Source organism: Streptomyces sp. ISL-36 (genome assembly GCF_018614205.1).
GTDB lineage: Bacteria > Actinomycetota > Actinomycetes > Streptomycetales > Streptomycetaceae > Streptomyces.
In genome coordinates, this window is sequence record NZ_JAGGOS010000099.1 from 26433 (window position 1) to 42868 (window position 16436).

18 protein-coding genes and 1 pseudogene are annotated in these 16436 nt (G+C 72.6%); 8 read left to right on the forward strand and 11 right to left on the reverse strand.

Features of this window, described 5'->3' with window-relative positions:
- Positions 1-71: 71 nt before the first annotated feature.
- Both J7E93_RS25000 and sigE read right to left on the reverse strand, forming a co-directional pair.
- Positions 72-1022, reverse strand: coding sequence for an anti-sigma factor (locus J7E93_RS25000; protein WP_215072193.1), 951 nt, complete (start codon positions 1020-1022; stop codon positions 72-74).
- Entirely contained in the window at positions 1019-1777 is a 759-nt protein-coding gene (gene sigE / locus J7E93_RS25005; RefSeq protein WP_215072194.1) for an RNA polymerase sigma factor SigE, read from the reverse strand. Before sigE ends, J7E93_RS25000 begins: the two co-directional genes overlap by 4 nt.
- Before the next feature lie 139 nt (positions 1778-1916).
- On the opposite strand from sigE, the gene J7E93_RS25010 reads away from it, so the two are divergent.
- Complete coding sequence (locus tag J7E93_RS25010; RefSeq protein ID WP_215072207.1) at positions 1917-2582, forward strand: O-methyltransferase; 666 nt, start codon at positions 1917-1919, stop codon at positions 2580-2582.
- A 175-nt stretch (positions 2583-2757) separates the two neighbouring features.
- Here the strand turns inward: J7E93_RS25010 and J7E93_RS25015 are convergent, their stop codons facing one another.
- Positions 2758-2925: a DUF3117 domain-containing protein gene (locus J7E93_RS25015; RefSeq protein WP_006346801.1), complete on the reverse strand. Its 168-nt coding sequence runs from the start codon at positions 2923-2925 to the stop codon at positions 2758-2760.
- A gap of 334 nt (positions 2926-3259) precedes the next feature.
- On the opposite strand from J7E93_RS25015, the gene J7E93_RS25020 reads away from it, so the two are divergent.
- Positions 3260-4063: an enoyl-CoA hydratase/isomerase family protein gene (locus J7E93_RS25020; RefSeq protein ID WP_215072195.1), complete on the forward strand. Its 804-nt coding sequence runs from the start codon at positions 3260-3262 to the stop codon at positions 4061-4063.
- Between the two features lie 151 nt (positions 4064-4214).
- Here the strand turns inward: J7E93_RS25020 and J7E93_RS25025 are convergent, their stop codons facing one another.
- Positions 4215-4802, reverse strand: a complete 588-nt coding sequence (locus J7E93_RS25025; RefSeq protein WP_215072196.1) for a DNA-3-methyladenine glycosylase I — start codon at positions 4800-4802, stop codon at positions 4215-4217.
- Positions 4799-5134, reverse strand: coding sequence for a DivIVA domain-containing protein (locus J7E93_RS25030; protein ID WP_215072197.1), 336 nt, complete (start codon positions 5132-5134; stop codon positions 4799-4801). The genes J7E93_RS25025 and J7E93_RS25030 overlap by 4 nt, the downstream gene beginning before the upstream one ends.
- A gap of 102 nt (positions 5135-5236) precedes the next feature.
- On the opposite strand from J7E93_RS25030, the gene folP reads away from it, so the two are divergent.
- Positions 5237-6097, forward strand: a complete 861-nt coding sequence (gene folP / locus J7E93_RS25035) for a dihydropteroate synthase (RefSeq protein WP_215072198.1) — start codon at positions 5237-5239, stop codon at positions 6095-6097.
- 31 nt (positions 6098-6128) lie between these two features.
- On the opposite strand, the gene J7E93_RS25040 is transcribed toward folP, so the two are convergent.
- Positions 6129-6878 (reverse strand): TIGR00730 family Rossman fold protein, encoded by a 750-nt coding sequence (locus J7E93_RS25040; RefSeq protein WP_215072199.1) that lies wholly within the window; start codon positions 6876-6878, stop codon positions 6129-6131.
- An 84-nt stretch (positions 6879-6962) separates the two neighbouring features.
- Positions 6963-8057 carry a succinyl-diaminopimelate desuccinylase gene (gene dapE / locus J7E93_RS25045; protein ID WP_215072200.1) on the reverse strand — a complete coding sequence of 365 codons (1095 nt, stop codon included), beginning with the start codon at positions 8055-8057 and terminating at the stop codon, positions 6963-6965.
- Between the two features lie 29 nt (positions 8058-8086).
- Here dapE and J7E93_RS25050 point away from each other — a divergent pair, with 29 nt between their 5' ends.
- Both J7E93_RS25050 and J7E93_RS25055 read left to right on the forward strand, forming a co-directional pair.
- Entirely contained in the window at positions 8087-9010 is a 924-nt protein-coding gene (locus J7E93_RS25050; RefSeq protein ID WP_374105429.1) for a hypothetical protein, read from the forward strand.
- 400 nt (positions 9011-9410) lie between these two features.
- Positions 9411-9791, forward strand: coding sequence for an ATP-binding protein (locus tag J7E93_RS25055; protein WP_215072201.1), 381 nt, complete (start codon positions 9411-9413; stop codon positions 9789-9791).
- A 66-nt stretch (positions 9792-9857) separates the two neighbouring features.
- On the opposite strand, the gene J7E93_RS25060 is transcribed toward J7E93_RS25055, so the two are convergent.
- Positions 9858-10964, reverse strand: a complete 1107-nt coding sequence (locus J7E93_RS25060; RefSeq protein WP_215072202.1) for a bifunctional succinyldiaminopimelate transaminase/glutamate-prephenate aminotransferase — start codon at positions 10962-10964, stop codon at positions 9858-9860.
- Positions 10965-11047: 83 nt separating this feature from the next.
- Positions 11048-11368, reverse strand: a complete 321-nt coding sequence (gene fdxA / locus J7E93_RS25065) for a ferredoxin (protein WP_003985062.1) — start codon at positions 11366-11368, stop codon at positions 11048-11050.
- A 112-nt stretch (positions 11369-11480) separates the two neighbouring features.
- Between fdxA and J7E93_RS25070 the strand changes: the two genes are divergently transcribed.
- Both J7E93_RS25070 and J7E93_RS25075 read left to right on the forward strand, forming a co-directional pair.
- The gene (locus J7E93_RS25070; protein ID WP_215072203.1) at positions 11481-12482 is read left to right on the forward strand and encodes a GNAT family N-acetyltransferase; all 1002 of its coding nucleotides are present in this window, start codon (positions 11481-11483) and stop codon (positions 12480-12482) included.
- A complete protein-coding gene (locus J7E93_RS25075) occupies positions 12479-13315 on the forward strand; it encodes a transglutaminase-like domain-containing protein (protein WP_308368776.1) in 837 nt (278 codons plus the stop codon). Before J7E93_RS25070 ends, J7E93_RS25075 begins: the two co-directional genes overlap by 4 nt.
- A 162-nt stretch (positions 13316-13477) precedes the next feature.
- Here the strand turns inward: J7E93_RS25075 and J7E93_RS25080 are convergent, their stop codons facing one another.
- Positions 13478-14383: a hypothetical protein gene (locus J7E93_RS25080; RefSeq protein WP_215072204.1), complete on the reverse strand. Its 906-nt coding sequence runs from the start codon at positions 14381-14383 to the stop codon at positions 13478-13480.
- Between the two features lie 170 nt (positions 14384-14553).
- On the opposite strand from J7E93_RS25080, the gene J7E93_RS25085 reads away from it, so the two are divergent.
- Positions 14554-14778: a hypothetical protein gene (locus tag J7E93_RS25085; RefSeq protein WP_215072205.1), complete on the forward strand. Its 225-nt coding sequence runs from the start codon at positions 14554-14556 to the stop codon at positions 14776-14778.
- An 82-nt stretch (positions 14779-14860) separates the two neighbouring features.
- Here J7E93_RS25085 and J7E93_RS25090 read toward each other — a convergent pair.
- Positions 14861-16436, reverse strand: a pseudogene (locus tag J7E93_RS25090) (hypothetical protein); the annotation flags it as partial.

Consider the following 16436-nt stretch of genomic DNA (forward strand, 5'->3'; position numbering starts at 1 on the left):
TCCCCGCAACAGCTGGCCGGTCCGCGCCCCTGCGTCGGGCGCCCGTGACCAGGATTCAACCAGGTCCGCGGTCAGCGTTGGGAGGTGAGCGGCATCGCCGACGAGCTCGGAGCCGTGCGCTGGGTCGGCGCCGGCCCGGTCGCATGCCCGCCGAACGTGCTCGCCCCGGGTGTGAGGCCCAGCTGGAGTGCGGGTCCCGTGGGGCGTATGAAGGGAGAGAACGCCAGCAGCGAGTGCGGGACCGGACCCTGGAGCCGGACGGCCACGGCGGGCGTCGCCACACCGGGCACGAGGGGTCCGGGCACCACGGTGCCGGGCGTCGAGCCCACGCCGATCGGGGTCCCCGAGGTGTCGGAGACCGCCCGGTCCCCCGATCGCTGGCCCCGCCCGGTGGACGTGCCCACGTTCGCGCCCGTACCCGCACCCTGACCCGAAAGGCCACCGGTACCGCCGCCGGTGGCCGCGGCCCGCAGCGGGGTCACATTGCTGCCCGTGCCTTCGCCTCGGGCGCCCGCGCTCACCGTCGACTCCAGCGGCAGGGCGCCGCCGAGAGCGATGGCGGCGAAGGAGACCGCGCTGGCCGCGGCGATGCCGAAGCGCCGACCGCGCCAGGAGGAGCGGTCGTGGTCGGGCCGTCCGACGTCGTGGATACGGAAGCCGGTGTGCGGGGAGACCGCAGCCGTGGCGAAGCCGTCGGACTTCACCCCGCCCGCCGGGCCCAGCCCGAAGAGGTCGTCGAAGGGTCCCCCCCGTCGATCGTCACCCCCCGGACCACCGGGCCCCCCGGGCAGCCCCTGGAGACGGGCGAGCAGCCCCTCCGAGGGCGGAGGGGGTGCGGTGGAGGCGAAGACGCTCTTCAGCGTGCGCTGGGCGTCGGCCTCCGCCTTGCATTTGGCGCAGGTCGCGAGGTGCGCGAGGACCCGCTCGCGGGCGTCGTGGCCGAGCTCCCCGTCGACCAGCGCGGCGAGCCGGTCCCCGAGGTGCTGCTCCGCAGGGGTCGGGCCGGCAGGAGTGGTGCTCACGCCGTTCCGCCCTCCCAGCCGACTGCGGCCAGCGCGCGCTCCGCCCGGGCCTCGGGCGAACGGTGCTTCAACGCCTTGCGCAGATGCGAACGACCCCGGTGGATACGGCTGCGGACCGTGCCGAGCTTCACGCCGAGGGTGGCGGCGATCTCCTCGTAGGAGAGTCCCTCGATGTCGCAGAGGACGACCGCGGCCCGGAACTCGGGCGCGAGCGTGTCGAGGGCCTGCTGGACGTCGGCGTCGAAGTGGGTGTCGTTGAACACCTGCTGCGGCGAGGGCTCGCGGCTCGGGAGCCGCTCGGCGGCGTCGTCGGCGAGCGCGTCGAACCGGATCCGCTGCTTGCGGCGGACCATGTCGAGGAAGAGGTTGGTGGTGATGCGGTGCAGCCAGCCCTCGAAGGTGCCCGGCGTGTACGTCGACAGCGAGCGGAAGACGCGGACGAAGACCTCCTGGGTGAGGTCCTCGGCGTCGTGCTGGTTGCCGGTCAGCCGGTAGGCGAGGCGATAGACCCGGCCACTGTGCGTGCTGACGATCTCCTCCCATGTGGGCGGAGTCCACGCCTGCGATTCCGCATCCGATGCGAAGGTCGCCGTGGTGGGAGCGGAGTCGGCGGTGTGGAAACGGTCAGCGGTGTCGGTCACGGATTTCGGCTCACCCGCCGACCCGAGAAGGCGCCGCAGCACTCCTCTCCGATCCACAGGCGCAGCCGCACCTCCCCTGTCGGCTCTGGTGGTGTCCAGTGGAGCCCCTACCATAGCCACCTCGCCCGTTAGCTCCGGATAAGAATCTTTACGCGAATTTGGGCCGGGCCAACGGCGCCGCGTGTCGCGTCCTGCCCTCTGTGAACGCGCGGTCCCATCTGCGGGTTCCCGCGTGCAGCGGATACAGTCACCGTTGCGCCAACTATGGGGACAGGAGAGGGCCATTACCGCCAACCGGCAGACGAGCTGGGCGTTCGCCGACGCCTTTGTCGCCGAGGACGAAGCGCTGCGCTGGGCCCGTGACCGGGCCCGGGAGGCAGGGGTGCCCTCGGTGTCACCGGGCACCGGCGCCGCTCTGCGCCTGCTGGCGGCCGCGGCGGACGCGAAAGCGGTGGCCGAGATCGGTACCGGCACGGGCGTGTCCGGCATCTATCTGCTGAACGGGATGCGGCCGGACGGGGTCCTGACGACGGTGGACCTGGAGCCGGAGCGCCAGCAGTTCGCCAAGACGGCGTTCCGGGCGGCCGGCTTCGCCGGGAACCGGGCGCGTTTCATCCCCGGCCGCGCCCTGGACGTACTGCCCCGGCTCGCGGACGGCGGATACGACCTGGTGTTCTGCGACGGCGACCGGCTGGAGTCCCTGGACTATCTCGCTGAATCGTTGCGCCTGCTGCGACCGGGAGGTCTGGTCTGCTTCGAGGGCGTCTTCTCGGAGGGCCGCACGGTCGACGGGGCGGCGCAGCCCGCGGAGGTGCTGCGGGTACGGGAGCTGCTGCGCGCGGTCCGGGAGAGCCAGGAGCTGCTGCCGTCACTGCTGCCGGTGGGCGACGGCCTGCTGTGTGCGGTGCGGCTCGGCTGACGGGGTCCACGGGGCCCGGACGGGGGCCCTGCCGCCACACGGGCCCCAAGGGCCTCAAAGGGCCGTACGGCCCGTGCAACGCAGTTCTGGGCCACGTCCCGAGCCTTTACACACTCCTGCCCCGGCACGGTGCGTACCGTGCCGGGGCAGGAGTGGACAATCCTGGCTTGTCGCGTCAGCCGACTACCTGCTTCAGGGCGTCGCCGAGGGCTTCGGCCTCGTCCGGCGTCAGCTCGACGACAAGCCGACCGCCGCCTTCGAGCGGAACGCGCATGACGATGCCCCGCCCCTCCTTTGTCACCTCGAGCGGGCCGTCGCCCGTCCGCGGCTTCATGGCCGCCATGCTCGTTCCCCTTCCTGAAACCAGCTCATCGTCAGCCGACGGCCCCTGATGAGGAGCACACGTCACCGGCATCGAACACATTGCTTCCAGGTCATTATCCCGCATCACAGGACCCGATGACCAACATCGGTAGGCATCGCTTGCGCAACGCGCTCCCGCAAAACCGTCTATTTCGGCGATCGGGCTGCGATACTTCGCCGCCACTTCGCCCCCACTTCACGGCCTGCCTTTGACGCAGGTCACATGCACGGGGTGCGTGATCTCCGCCATGCTGGGGGTCCCTCCGCGAAGCTGGGGGAGGGTCAGGGACGCAAAGACGCGAAGGGAAGCCGCGATGGCCGACACCGTGCTGTACGAAGTGAGCGACGGGCTCGCCACGATCACGCTCAACCGGCCCGAGGCCATGAACGCGATGAACGTCGAGGCGAAAGTCGCGCTTCGGGACGCGGTGGAGGCGGCCGCGGCGGACACGGCCGTTCGGGCGGTGCTGCTGACGGCCGCGGGCGATCGGGCCTTCTGCGTGGGCCAGGATCTCAAGGAGCACGTGGGGCTGCTGATGACGGACAAGGAGTCCGGCACCCAGGCCACCATGAACACGGTCCGGGACCACTACAACCCGATCGTCAAGGCGCTGACCGGTATGAAGAAGCCGGTCGTGGCCGGCGTGAACGGGGTGGCGGCGGGGGCGGGCTTCGGCTTCGCGCTGGCGGCGGACTACCGGGTGGTCGCCGACACGGTCAAGTTCAACACCTCCTTCGCGGGTGTCGCGTTGACCGCGGACTCGGGCATGTCGTGGACGCTGCCGCGGCTGATCGGGGCGAGCCGGGCATCGGACCTGCTGCTCTTCCCGCGCTCGATCACCGCGCAGGAGGCGTACGAGCTGGGCATCGTGAACAAGCTGGTCCCCGCCGCCGATCTGGCCACCGAGGCGAAGGCCGTGGCCCGCGCGCTGGCCGAGGGCCCGACGGTGGCGTACGCGGCGCTGAAGGAGTCGCTGGCGTTCGGGGCGGACCACTCGCTGGCGGAGGCGCTGGAGAAGGAGGACGAGCTCCAGACGAAGGCGGGCGCCTCGGAGGACCACACGATCGCGGTCCAGGCGTTCCTGGCGAAGGAGCGCCCGAAGTACGTGGGCCGCTAGAGGGCTCTCTCGTCGATCGGGCCGGATCAGCGAGCCCGGCAAGATCGGCGAGGCGCCCTCTGGAAGGCCGTCTCCTCGATCGGGCCGGGCCCGCGCGCAGGGCGGCGCCCCGGCCCGGGGCGTCCGGACGCCGGGCATCCGGCGCGGGCGGCTAGCGGGACGGGCGTCTCGCCACGCAGCCCTGCACATGGTCGTCGACCAGACCGCACGCCTGCATCAGTGCGTAGGCGGTCGTCGGGCCGATGAACCGCAGGCCGCGCTGCTTCAGCGCCTTGGACAGGGCCGTCGACTCGTCCGTCACCGCGGGGACGTCCGCCGTCGTCGGCGGGGCCTGGCGGGTCGCCGGGTCCGGGGCGTAGGACCAGATCAGCGCGTCCAGTTCACCCGGTGCCCACTCCACGAGCGCCTTCGCGTTCGCCATGGTCGCGTCGATCTTCGCCCGGTTGCGGATGATGCCCTCGTCCGCGAGCAGACGCTCCCGGTCCCGCTCGCCGAACTCCGCCACCGAGGCGATCTTGAAGTCGGCGAAGGCCCGGCGGAAACCTTCGCGACGGCGCAGGATCGTGATCCACGACAGTCCGGACTGGAACGCCTCCAGGCACAGCCGCTCGAACAGCGCGTCGTCGCCGTGGACGGGCCGGCCCCACTCCTCGTCGTGGTACGTGACGTAGTCCGGGGCGGACAGGCCCCACGGGCAGCGCAGCAGGCCGTCCGGGCCGGGGATCGCCGCGCCGGTCATCGGTCCTCGTCCGTCCGCGGCGACGGGTCCGGCTCCTGGCGTCCGCCCGCGAGGGCGGCCTGCAGCTCGGCGATCCGCGCGTCCCGCTCCTCGATCTCGGCGCCCAGGCGGCCGAGGACGTCGTCCACGTCCGCCATGCGGTAGCCGCGCGGCGCCACCGGCAGGCGGAGCGCCTCGACGTCGGCGCGGTCGACCGGGCGGTTCATCGGGAGGGGGTCCACCAACTGCTCCGGTGCCACCTCGGGCAGCACCTCACTGTCACCACCGCCGACCACCGCGAGGGTGACGGCCGCGACGACCACGACCATCGCGATCAGCAAGAACCAGAACACAGCGCGCCTCTCCCCGGAGTGGAAATCGTCCCGTGCCGATCGTGCCACGTGCCACCGACAGTTAGGGTCGCAGGCGAACGGACGCGAGGGAGGACATAAGGGATGCTGCGCTTGGGACGGCGTGAATTCGGGCCGCACGAGCCGGTGATCATGGCGATCGTGAACCGGACGCCGGATTCCTTCTACGACCAGGGCGCCACCTTCCGCGACGAGCCCGCTCTGGCCCGTGTCGAGCAGGCGGTGGCCGAGGGCGCCGCCATCATCGACATCGGCGGGGTCAAGGCCGGACCCGGCGAGGAGGTGACGGCCCAGGAGGAGGCGCGCCGCACGGTCGGTTTCGTGGCGGAGGTACGACGGCGCCATCCGGACGTCGTCATCAGCGTCGACACCTGGCGCGCCGATGTCGGGGAGGCGGTCTGCGAGGCCGGTGCGGACGTTCTGAACGACGCCTGGGGAGGGGTGGACCCCCGCCTCGCCGAGGTGGCGGCCCGCTACGGCGCGGGGCTCGTGTGCACCCACGCCGGCGGCGCGGAGCCCCGGACGCGGCCGCACCGGGTCGCGTACGAGGACGTGATGGCCGACATCCTCCGGGTGACCCTGGGGCTGGCCGAGCGGGCGGTCGGGCTGGGGGTGCGGCGGGACGGCATCATGATCGACCCGGGTCACGACTTCGGGAAGAACACCCGGCACAGCCTGGAGGCGACCCGGCGGCTCGGGGAGATGGCGGAGACGGGGTGGCCGGTGCTCGTCTCCCTGTCCAACAAGGACTTCGTCGGGGAGACCCTGGACCGGCCGGTGAAGGAGCGCGTCCTCGGGACGCTGGCGACGACGGCCGTGTCCGCGTGGCTCGGTGCGCGGGTGTACCGGGTGCACGAGGTGGCGGAGACGCGCCAGGTGCTCGACATGGTGGCGTCCATCGCGGGCCACCGCCCGCCGGCTGTGGCGCGCCGAGGGCTGGCGTAGCGCGGGGCGCCGGGCGCCCCGCGCCCGGCAGCTACCGCCCGGTCTCCTTCGACACCAGCGCCACCGCCTCGTCCACGTCGTCCGTCACGTGGAACAGCAGGAGGTCCCGTTCCGACGCCTTGCCGCCCGCCACCACCGAGTCGCGGAGCCAGTCGACCAGGCCCTTCCAGTACTCCGAGCCGAACAGGACGATCGGGAAGCGGGTCACCTTGCGGGTCTGGACGAGGGTGAGGGCCTCGAAGAGTTCGTCCAGGGTGCCGAGGCCGCCGGGGAGCACCACGAACCCCTGGGCGTACTTCACGAACATCGTCTTGCGGACGAAGAAGTAGCGGAAGTTCACGCCGATGTCGACGTGCGGGTTGAGCCCCTGCTCGAAGGGGAGCTCGATGCCCAGGCCCACCGAGATGCCCTTGGCCTCCCGCGCGCCCTTGTTCGCCGCCTCCATCGCGCCGGGGCCGCCGCCCGTGATCACCGCGAAGCCGGCCTGGACCAGCGCGCGGCCGAGGCGCACGCCCGCGTCGTACTCGGGCGAGTCCGGCTTGGTGCGGGCCGAGCCGAAGACGCTGATCGCGCTCGGCAGTTCGGCGAGCGCGCCGAAGCCCTCCACGAACTCGGACTGGATCCGCATGACCCGCCAGGGGTCGGTGTGCACCCACTCCGAGTCGCCCTCGGTGTCCAGCAGACGCTGATCCGTGGTGCCCGGCTGGATCTGGTCCCGGCGCCTCAACACCGGTCCCAAACGCTGCTCCTCCGGCTTCGACGCTCCCTCGGGATTACCCATGCCCTGCTCCCTCCAGCGATCCACTGATCTTCCGGTCCGGTCAGGGTAGGTCCATTGACGTGACAAAGAGCGAAATGACGGCTGTCAGGCGGTGAGCCAGTCGCGGAGCCGCGCCTCGCAGTGGCTGATCCTGTCGACGCTCACGTGCTCGTCGCGCTTGTGCGCGTACAACGGGTCACCGGGGCCGTAGTTGACGGCGGGCACCCCGAGGGCGCTGAAGCGGGCGACGTCGGTCCAGCCGAACTTGGGCTGGGCGGTGCCGCCGACGGCCTTCATGAAGGCGGCGGCCGCCGGGTGGGAGAGGCCGGGCAGGGCGCCGCCGCTCTCGTCGTCGACCACGAACTCGGCGACACCGCAGTCGGCGAAGACCTCGTGGACGTGGGCCAGGGCCTCGGCCGGCGAGCGGTCGGGGGCGTAGCGGTAGTTGACGACGACCGTGCAGGCGTCGGGGATGACGTTGTTGGCTACGCCGCCCTCGATCCGTACCGCGTTGAGGCCCTCGTGGTACTCCAGGCCGTCGATGACGGGCCTGCGCGGCTCGTAGGCGGCGAGCCTGGCCAGGATGGGGGCCGCCGCGTGGATGGCGTTGGAGCCCATCCAGGAGCGGGCGGAGTGGGCGCGCTCGCCCTCCGTGCGCAGGAGGACCCGCAGGGTGCCCTGGCAGCCTCCCTCGACCTGGGCGTCGGAGGGTTCGAGGAGCACGGCGAAGTCGGCCTCCAGCCAGTCCGGGTGCGCCTCGGCGACCTTCCCGAGGCCGTTGAGGTGGGCGGCGACCTCCTCGTTGTCGTAGAAGACGAAGGTGAGGTCGCGGTTGGGCTCGGGGACGGTGGCGGCGACGCGGAGCTGGACGGCGACGCCCGACTTCATGTCGGAGGTGCCGCAGCCCCACAGGATGCCGTTCTCGTCGAGGCGCGAGGGCACGTTGTCGGCGATCGGGACGGTGTCGATGTGTCCGGCGAGGACGACGCGCTCCGCGCGGCCGAGGTTCGTCCGGGCCACGACGTTGTTGCCGTACCGGTCGACGGTGAGGTGCGGCAGGAGGCGCAGCGCCTGCTCGATCGCGTCGGCGAGCGGCTTCTCGGTCCCGCTGACGGAGGGGAAGTCGATGAGCGCGGCGGTGAGCGCCGGACCGTCCAGCGTGAGGTCGAGCGGGGTGTCGAGAGGAGCGAAGTCAGCCATGTGCCGACCCTAACGCGGGCTCCAGTACGGTGGGGCGCGTGTCCGAGCCCATGCGCCCCGCCCCCCGCGCCCGCCTCGCCAGGTTCACGGCCGCCTTCGCCGTGCTCCTCGGCCTGGCCGCCTATGTGGCCGTGCACTACATCACGGGTTCCAAGGGTGCTCCCGGGTGCAGTGTGGGCAGTGGCGAGAACACGTACGAGTTCACCCCGGAGCAGGCCTCGAACGCCGCCACGATCTCGGCCGTGGGCACCACCCGCCGGATGCCGGAGCGGGCGGTGACCATCGCACTGGCGACGGCGCTCCAGGAGTCGGCGCTGCGCAACATCGAGCACGGCGACCGTGATTCGCTCGGGCTCTTCCAGCAGCGCCCCTCGCAGGGCTGGGGCACCCCGGAGCAGATCCTGGACCCGGTGTACTCCTCGGGGAAGTTCTACGAGGGTCTGGCGAAGGTCCCCGGCTATTCGCGGCTCCCGCTGACCGTGGCGGCGCAGAAGGTGCAGCGCAGTGGTTTCCCGCAGGCGTACGCCAAGCACGAGCCGGACGCGGTGCTGCTCTCGGCGGCGCTGACGGGCCGCTCGGCGGCCGCCCTGCGCTGTACGACGAGCGCGGCGCGGGAAGGACGGCCGGGCGATCCGGCGAAGGTCAGGGCGGAGCTGGTCCGCGCCTTCGGCGAGAAGGCCGCCCCCAAGGCGTCGGCGACGACGGCCGGCAGCGCCGGGGCGCACGCGAGCGGCTCCTCGGTCGTCCTGTCCGTGCCCGTCCGCGCGACCACGGGCACGGACGCGCAGCGGGGCTGGGAGCTCGCTCACTGGGCGGTGGCGCGGGCGGACGAGCTGCGGATCGTGGAGGTCTCGTACGCGGACAAGGTCTGGCGTGCGGGTGATGCCTCGGGGAACTGGATGAACGCGGCCGACGGGGGCGACGGAACCGTCCGGATGCGCCTCGCGCGCTAGGCACGGTCGGTCCGGCGGTCGCGGAAGCCTCGGCAGCCGAGGAAGGCGCGGTGAAGCGCCGCGGTCCTTCGCACGCGACTCGCACAACGGTCGAGCACCCGTACGGGAATTCACCCGGTCGCGTCAGACGTCGTAAACCCGGGCCGGAGCATGCGACACCGCTTCGACCCGGTCTCCCACCGACCTGTCGGGCCACGGCAGATCCGTTGTGGGGCAAGGGAAGTGACGGTTCGGCAACGGACCGCGGACCGGCGTCTCCGTCCGCCTTCCTCCCCGCCCGACAATACGACGCATTGCCAACTCTTTACCTTCGGTCGCCGCAACCTCCCCCGCCCTCACGGCGGTTGTCACTGCGTCCGAACGCCGGACACCGCAATGTCCTCTCCGTCGAAGGAGCACCATGTCCCTCCCCCTGACCCGTCGGATCGCCCGCGCCGCCCTCCTCGTCGCGGCCGGCGCAGCCCCCGTGGTCGGTGCGGCCGGCTCCGCAAGCGCCCTGGACCACAGCCTCGCGCCCACCGGCGCGCTCTCCGGCATCAGCTCGCTCGACGGCGCCGCTGTCGGCAAGGTCGTCGGCAGCGCGTCGCAGGCTGCCCCCGGTGTCGCCGGCGACGCCGGTGGCAAGGTCGTCGGCAAGGCCGCGCCGGTCGCCGGCAAGACCGTCGGCAAGCTGAGCAAGAAGGCCACCGAGACCGCCGGGGCCCCGGCGACGGACGCCGTCGGCGAGGCCCTGCCGACCCAGGGCGTGGCGTCGCTGGGCGGCCTGCCCATCGGCGGCTGACCGCCACCGTCCACGTGCGAGGGCCCGGGGAGCGTCCGCTCCCCGGGCCCTCGCGCGTCCACGCCGTCAGCCGAGCCGCTTGACCACCGCCTCGACGCGCTCGTCGGTCGCGGTGAAGGCCACGCGCACGAACCGCTCCCCCGCCTCCCCGTAGAAGTCCCCGGGCGCGACCAGGATGCCCTTCTCGGCCAGGTGGGCCACCGTCTCCCAGCACGGCTCGTCCCGGGTCGCCCACAGGTAGAGGCTGGCCTCGCTGTGCTCGATCCGGAAGCCGTGCGCCTCCAGGGCCGCCCGCAGCGCCGTGCGCCGGGTCGCGTACCGCTCGCGCTGCTCGGCCACGTGCGCGTCGTCACCGAGGGCCGCGACGGTGGCGGCCTGCACGGGCGCGGGCGTCATCATGCCGCCGTGCTTGCGGATCAGCAGCAGCTCCGCCAGGACGTCCGCGTCGCCCGCGACGAAGGCGGCGCGGTAGCCGGCCAGGTTGGAGCGCTTGGAGAGCGAGTGGACGGCGACGATGCCCTCGTACGAACCGCCGCAGACGTCCGGGTGGAGCACGGAGACCGGGTCGGCCTCCCAGCCCAGCTCCAGGTAGCACTCGTCGGAGAAGACGAGGACGCCGTGCTCGCGCGCCCAGGCCACGATCCGGGTCAGCTCGTCCCTGCCCAGGACCTTGCCCGTGGGGTTGGAGGGCGAGTTGAGCCAGAGCAGCTTCAGGCCGCTGGGGTCCAGCTCCGTGGGGTCGTCGTAGACGACGGGGGTGGCGCCGCAGAGCCGGGCGCCGACCTCGTACGTCGGGTAGGCGAGGCGCGGGTAGGCGACCCGGTCCCCGGCGACCAGCCCCAGCTGGGTCGGCAGCCAGGCCACCAGCTCCTTGGAGCCGACCACCGGCAGCACGTTCCGGTGGCCGAAGCCGACCGCGCCCAGGCGCCGCTCGCACCAGCCCGTGAGCGCGTCCCGCAGCGCGGTGGTCCCCCACACCGTGGGATAGCCCGGCGAGTCGGCGGCCGCGACGAGCGCCCGCTGGATCAGCTCGGGAACCGGGTCGACCGGCGTGCCCACGGAGAGGTCCACGATGCCGTCCGGGTGGGCGGCGGCCGTCTTCTTGTACGGCTCCAGCTTGTCCCAGGGGAAGACGGGCAGGCGCGAAGAGACGGCGCCCGAGACTGCGCTCACGAGTTGGCTCACTTCCTCGTACGTACGGAAAACGCGTCGGTCCCGTACAGCGGGCGAGGCCGTACGGGACCGAGGGCGGTTGATCAGCCGTTCTGCGGCGGCAGAGCGGCGATGAAGGGGTGGTCGCGCTCGATCAGGCCGAGCTTGGAGGCACCACCGGGCGAACCGAGCTCGTCGAAGAACTCGACGTTCGCCTTGTAGTAGTCCTTCCACTCCTCCGGGGTGTCGTCCTCGTAGAAGATGGCCTCGACCGGGCAGACCGGCTCACAAGCACCACAGTCGACGCATTCGTCCGGGTGGATGTACAAGGACCGGGAGCCCTCGTAGATGCAGTCGACGGGGCACTCCTCGATGCATGCCTTGTCCTTGACGTCGACACAAGGCTGCGCGATGACGTAGGTCACGCTGTCGTTCCTCCTCGGTAGGGCTGGTCTGCGCGGGAGCGCGGCGTCGTCGATGCCCGCCCCTAGTATCTCCGTTCTTGGGGACGATCCGAACAGGAGGGGCGGACAAGCTGTGGAATTCACCGCCGGAGGGCGCCTTGAGGTGCGCATCACCCGCGCTGACGTGGGGAAACGTGTCTCAGTTCGGTACGTGACGGAGGCGGCCGATCCGGGCGGGAGGTTCACCGACGCGGTCGGCGTTCTCACATCCTGGGACGAAGGTGTGCTGCTGATCACACGCCGCGACGGTCAGAGCGTCCGGATCGCGGAATCCGCCCTGGTCGCGGGCAAGGCCGTCCCCGCCGCGCCGGCCCGCAGGCGCGGTCCCGCGGCCTCCTTCGAGGAGCTGGCCCGGGCCACCGCGCGCGCCTGGGAGCCGGTGGAGAGCGAGCCGCTCGGCGGGTGGACGCTGCGGGCGGCCGCCGGATTCACCCGGCGGGCGAACTCGGTGCTTCCGCTGGGCGACCCCGGCCTGCCGCTGGACTCCGCCCTCGACCGGGTGCGGGAGTGGTACGCCGTACGGGGTCTTCCGGCGTACGTGCAGACGGCGACCGGCGCCGAGGGCACGCAGGAACTCCTCTGCGCGGAGCTGGAGCGCCGGGGCTGGCGGAGCGAGGTCACGGCGGAGGTACGGATCGCGGGCCTCGCCCCGATCGGCGACCTGGACGCGGACGTGGACCGGGTACGGCTGTCCCGCTCCCTGGACGAGTCCTGGCTACGGCGCTACAACCGCGCGGGTGTGCCCGGACCCCATGTGCTCAAGGTCCTGGAAAGCGGGCCGAGTGTGTGGTTCGCATCCGTACCGGGCACGGGTGACATACCGGCCGCCATCGGACGCTGTGTGGTGGACGGCCGCTGGGCCGGCTTCATGGCGGTGGAGGTCGACCCGGCGTACCGGCGCCAGGGGCTGGCCTCGGCCGTCATGACGGCGCTCGCCCGGCGCGCCCTCGACGAGGGCGCCTCGGCGGCCTGGCTCCAGGTGGAGACGGACAACGGCGGGGCGCGGGCGCTGTACGAGGGCATGGACTTCGCGGTCCATCACCACTACCACCACTACCGAGCGGCGGAGGCGTGAGCGAGGTGACCGACGCGACCGACTGGCGGCAGGAGTTCGCGGAGGAGGCCCGGGCGGAGCGGCCGGACCTGGCGCGGCTCTGCCTGCTGATCGGCGCGGAGGCGGATCCGTCGGTGACCCGGGCGGACCTGGACGCGGCGGAGATCGAACTGGACCGGCTCGCCGGCGAACTGCCGTACGGCGTCCGGGATCCGGCGGGCTGGATGACGGCACTCGCCCGGCTGCTCGGCGGGCGGTACGGCTTCCACGGCACACCGGCCGACTACCTGCGCCTGGAGTCCTCGCTGCTGCACGAGGTCCTGCGCCGCCGGCGGGGCCTGCCGATCCTGCTCTCGGTCGTCTGGATGGAGGTGGCCCGCCGGGCCGGTGCGCCGGTGTACGGGCTCGGCCTCCCGGGGCACTTCGTCGTGGGTTTCGGCGACCCGGCGGACCAGCTCCTCTCGGACCCGTTCGCGGGCGGCCGGGCGATGACGGGCATGGACGCGGAGCTGCTGGTGGCGGGCGCGACGGGCGAGCCCCTGGAGCCCTCGATGCTGCGCCCGGCGAGCCCGCTGGAGATCGTCCTGCGCATCCTGAACAACATCCGCGGCTGGGCCTCACCGCGGCCGGAGCGCTCGGGCGTCGCGCTGTGGGCGGTGGAACTGTCCCTGCTGCTGCCCTCCCACCCGGCGCGGCTGCGCTACGAGCACGCGGAGCTGCTGGTGCAGCGGGGCGAGTTCCTGGCGGGGGCGGCGGAGATGGAGGCGTACGCCTCGGTCGTCGACGCCGTCGAACCGAGCGCGGCGGCCACGATCAGGAACCGTGCGCAGGCGGCACGCGCGCTGCTGAACTAGGACGTGCTCTTTCGGTTCAGACCCGATCAGGCCTGATCAGGCGAGAACAGGTCTGAACAGGTCTGAACAGGCCGATCGGATCGGATCCCAGCGGGCTGGGCCGGACCCGGACGCCGGAAACCCGGCGGGACCGGCAGGGCGCAACCCGGCCTCCCGTGAGGCTCACTCCTCGTCGTCGTCGGACCAGGGCGGGATGGTCCAGCGCAGGACCGTGGTGCCCGCATGGGCCTCCAGGGTCGCCGGGAAGACCCCGCCGCCGGCCCGTTCGGCATGGTGGCGTACGGAGTGATCTCCGGCGTCCCAGCCGAGGCCCAGCACCCGGCAGCCGGCGAGGTCGATCAGGCCGTCGAGGAGGGGGCGGGGCCATCCGGCGCGCTGGAGCCGGTAGAGGTGGGTGTGCGGCTCGACCGACCACACGAGGCCCTTGCCCGGCCCCGCGTCCAGCCAGGCCTCCAGACGCTCGGCCATCGCCTCGGCCTCGGCCAGCGGGAGATCGAGCCGGCCGTACGGCCCATCACCCCAGGAGGTCTGCGGGATGCGCTCGCCGCCGAACTCGGCGTGCGCCTCTTCCTCGTGCCTGCCCCAGTAGGTGAGATCGGCCAGTCCGTCGAGGGACGGGCCGCCGAGGCCGACGAAGGAGTCCAGGGCCCGGGCGTCGCCGAGGACCATGCCGCACCGGTCGACCGGCAGGTCCCCCAGGAGCACCGGCTCGGGGCCTCGGCCCTCGGGCCGGGGCAGGCCGAGATCCACCTCCAGGACGGAGACGGTCGGTTCGCCGTCGAACGGGGACGGGGAGGTCCGGGCCCGTACCGGCAGCACGCGGTCGGCGGCCGCCGGGACGGCGATCGCCTCGCACGTCCAGGCCTCCGGCCGGCTGTCCGTGCCCTCGGGCCCGTACAGGTGGCCGCCGCCGTGCGTGGCCGCCTCCCGCGCACGCTCGGAGAGGGGTCGGCCCACCTCCGGCCAGTGGTCGATCCAGCCGGCCATGCAGAGGACGAGGACCCCGGACGGGGCGGTCACCGCCCCGAGGTCCACCCAGGCATCGGCCGGCGCCGCGGTTTCGGTCATGGCGCCGATTCAACCCCACGTCACCGACACCGCGACCGGGTGGAGTTCGAGCGCCCGCGGGAACCGACCAGGTGCGGGCGGGGAGGCTCGGAGCCCCCGGCCCGTCCCGCGCGTAACGTGACCCACGCCACTGTGTGACCGGCTCCCTACGCAGAGCGAAAGGTACGGGATTGAACACCGCCTACGGCCCGGGCACGTACGTCGCCCATACGGGCACCGACGTCTACGGCCCCGGCAAGGTCATCGGAGCGGACGGCATCCACCGGCGGGTGCGGTTCGTGCACTTCGTGGCGACGGTGCGCGCCGCGGATCTGCGCCCGGCCTCGCCCCGCGAGACCAAGGAGATCCAGGAGTGGCTGCGGGCGAAGCGGCAGCGGTACGGGGGCACGTGGTGATCGGACTCCGTGGGTGATCCGTCCACGCGGAAGCCCCCACCCGGTCCTTCGGGGTGGGGGCTTCGCGCAGGGTCGGGGAGCGTCAGCCCTGGCCGTCCAGGTCGATGACCTTCGTCCGCTCGGCCGTGGTCCTGCCCTTCAGGGCGTCGTGCATCACGAAGGCGACGTCGTCGGCGGAGACCTGGTGCTTCTTGCCGTCGGCCTTGGTGATCATGATGCCGTCGAAGACGCCGTCGAGGAGCTCGTCGATCGCCTTCTTGTCGTAGACCTCCACCAGGCGGCCGTTGACCGCCTTCATGGAGAGGATCTTCGGCAGGGACCTCGCCGGGCCGAACTTGATCTCCTTCGTGCCCGCCTTGATCGTGATCAGGTCGGACATGGCCGGCTTGGCGAACTCGTTCATCGCCCGGTCCAGCTCTGCCTTGGTGATCGTCGGCTCGCGGGTGACGACGGGCAGCTCGACGGCCTTGGTCTGTCCGGTCTCGACCTGGGCGCGGTACGCGTCCCTGACGAAGATCATCGAACGGCCGACGTCCAGGCCCTTGCCCGGCTTGCCCTCCACGGCGGTGGCCTTGCCCGGGGAGAACACGATCGTGCCCTCGGTCGCCGAGCCGGACGTGCCGGACACGTCCCTCAGGGCGACGGCCAGCTTCTCCTCGTCGATCGGGAACTTCGGCTCGGCGACGCGCTCGCCGCCGAAGAGCGAGCCGATCACGGAGACGGGGTTGTAGTCGCTGCCCGCTGCGGCGCGGACGGTCTCCTGGCTGTCGAGGGAGAGGCCGGCCTTGTCCGGGGAGAGCGCGACCCGCTTCCCGTCGACGCTGAGCTGGAGCGGGGCGTGGGCCCGCTTCCCGAGTGCGGCCTCCAGCTTGTTGACCGCCTCTTCCTTCGTACCGCCGCCGATGTCGACTCCGAGGACCGTCGTGCCCTTGGGGACGTCGGAGTGGTTGAGCAGGAGGCCCGCTCCGTAGGCGATGCCGGCGAGGACGAACACGCCGACGCCCGCGAGGAGGAGCTTGGAGCGGCCCTTCTTCGCCGGGGCGGAGGAGGTGGGAGCGGGACGGCGGGGCCCGGGGGCCGGAGCCGGCTGCCCTCCGACGAACTCGGGGGTCGAGAACCCCTCCTGGCGCCTCGGGTTCAGGTCGGGGCCGCCCGTGGGCCCGGAGGGAACGACGGGGATGCCGCTGGTGAGCGTGTCACCGGAGACGTGACCGCCGGCCGGCGGGGCGGGGGCGACCGGGCCGGGGCTCTGCGGCGTCAGGACGGCCGTGTCGTCGGACATGCGGGGCGCACGGAAGGGATCGCCCCCGAAGGGACCGCCGCCGGGGGCACCGCCGCCGGGCGGCCTGCCGCCCGCAGGACCGGAGCCCGCAGGACCGGAGCCCACGGGTCCGGGTCCCGCGGGACCGGAGCCGATCGGGCTGCTGCCGGTGACGGGGCCGCTCGTCGGGCCGCTGGGGGCCTGCGGACCGCCCCCGAAGTAGGGGTCGCCGTCCGGGCCGTACGCGGCCTCGTCCTGCGGCGGCGTGTTCAGGAACATCGGCGTACCGCCCGCCGGGGTGGCCGCGATCGAGGCGCCGCCGACCGTCGGGATGCCGCCGGTCGCGGGGCCGGCGAAACCGGAGCCCCGGGCCGGAGCCCCGCCGCCGGGCCTGCGC

What these genes read in the sequence shown, in the direction of transcription:
- J7E93_RS25055 (WP_215072201.1), top strand. Translation starts at nt 9,411, where the DNA reads ATGTCCCTCCCCCTGACCCGTCGGATCGCCCGCGCCGCCCTCCTCGTC.
- J7E93_RS25025 (WP_215072196.1), bottom strand. Translation starts at nt 4,802, where the DNA reads ATGACCGGCGCGGCGATCCCCGGCCCGGACGGCCTGCTGCGCTGCCCG.
- sigE (WP_215072194.1), bottom strand. Translation starts at nt 1,777, where the DNA reads ATGGTAGGGGCTCCACTGGACACCACCAGAGCCGACAGGGGAGGTGCG.
- J7E93_RS25040 (WP_215072199.1), bottom strand. Translation starts at nt 6,878, where the DNA reads ATGGGTAATCCCGAGGGAGCGTCGAAGCCGGAGGAGCAGCGTTTGGGA.
- J7E93_RS25015 (WP_006346801.1), bottom strand. Translation starts at nt 2,925, where the DNA reads ATGGCGGCCATGAAGCCGCGGACGGGCGACGGCCCGCTCGAGGTGACA.
- J7E93_RS25020 (WP_215072195.1), top strand. Translation starts at nt 3,260, where the DNA reads ATGGCCGACACCGTGCTGTACGAAGTGAGCGACGGGCTCGCCACGATC.
- folP (WP_215072198.1), top strand. Translation starts at nt 5,237, where the DNA reads ATGCTGCGCTTGGGACGGCGTGAATTCGGGCCGCACGAGCCGGTGATC.
- J7E93_RS25080 (WP_215072204.1), bottom strand. Translation starts at nt 14,383, where the DNA reads ATGACCGAAACCGCGGCGCCGGCCGATGCCTGGGTGGACCTCGGGGCG.
- dapE (WP_215072200.1), bottom strand. Translation starts at nt 8,057, where the DNA reads ATGGCTGACTTCGCTCCTCTCGACACCCCGCTCGACCTCACGCTGGAC.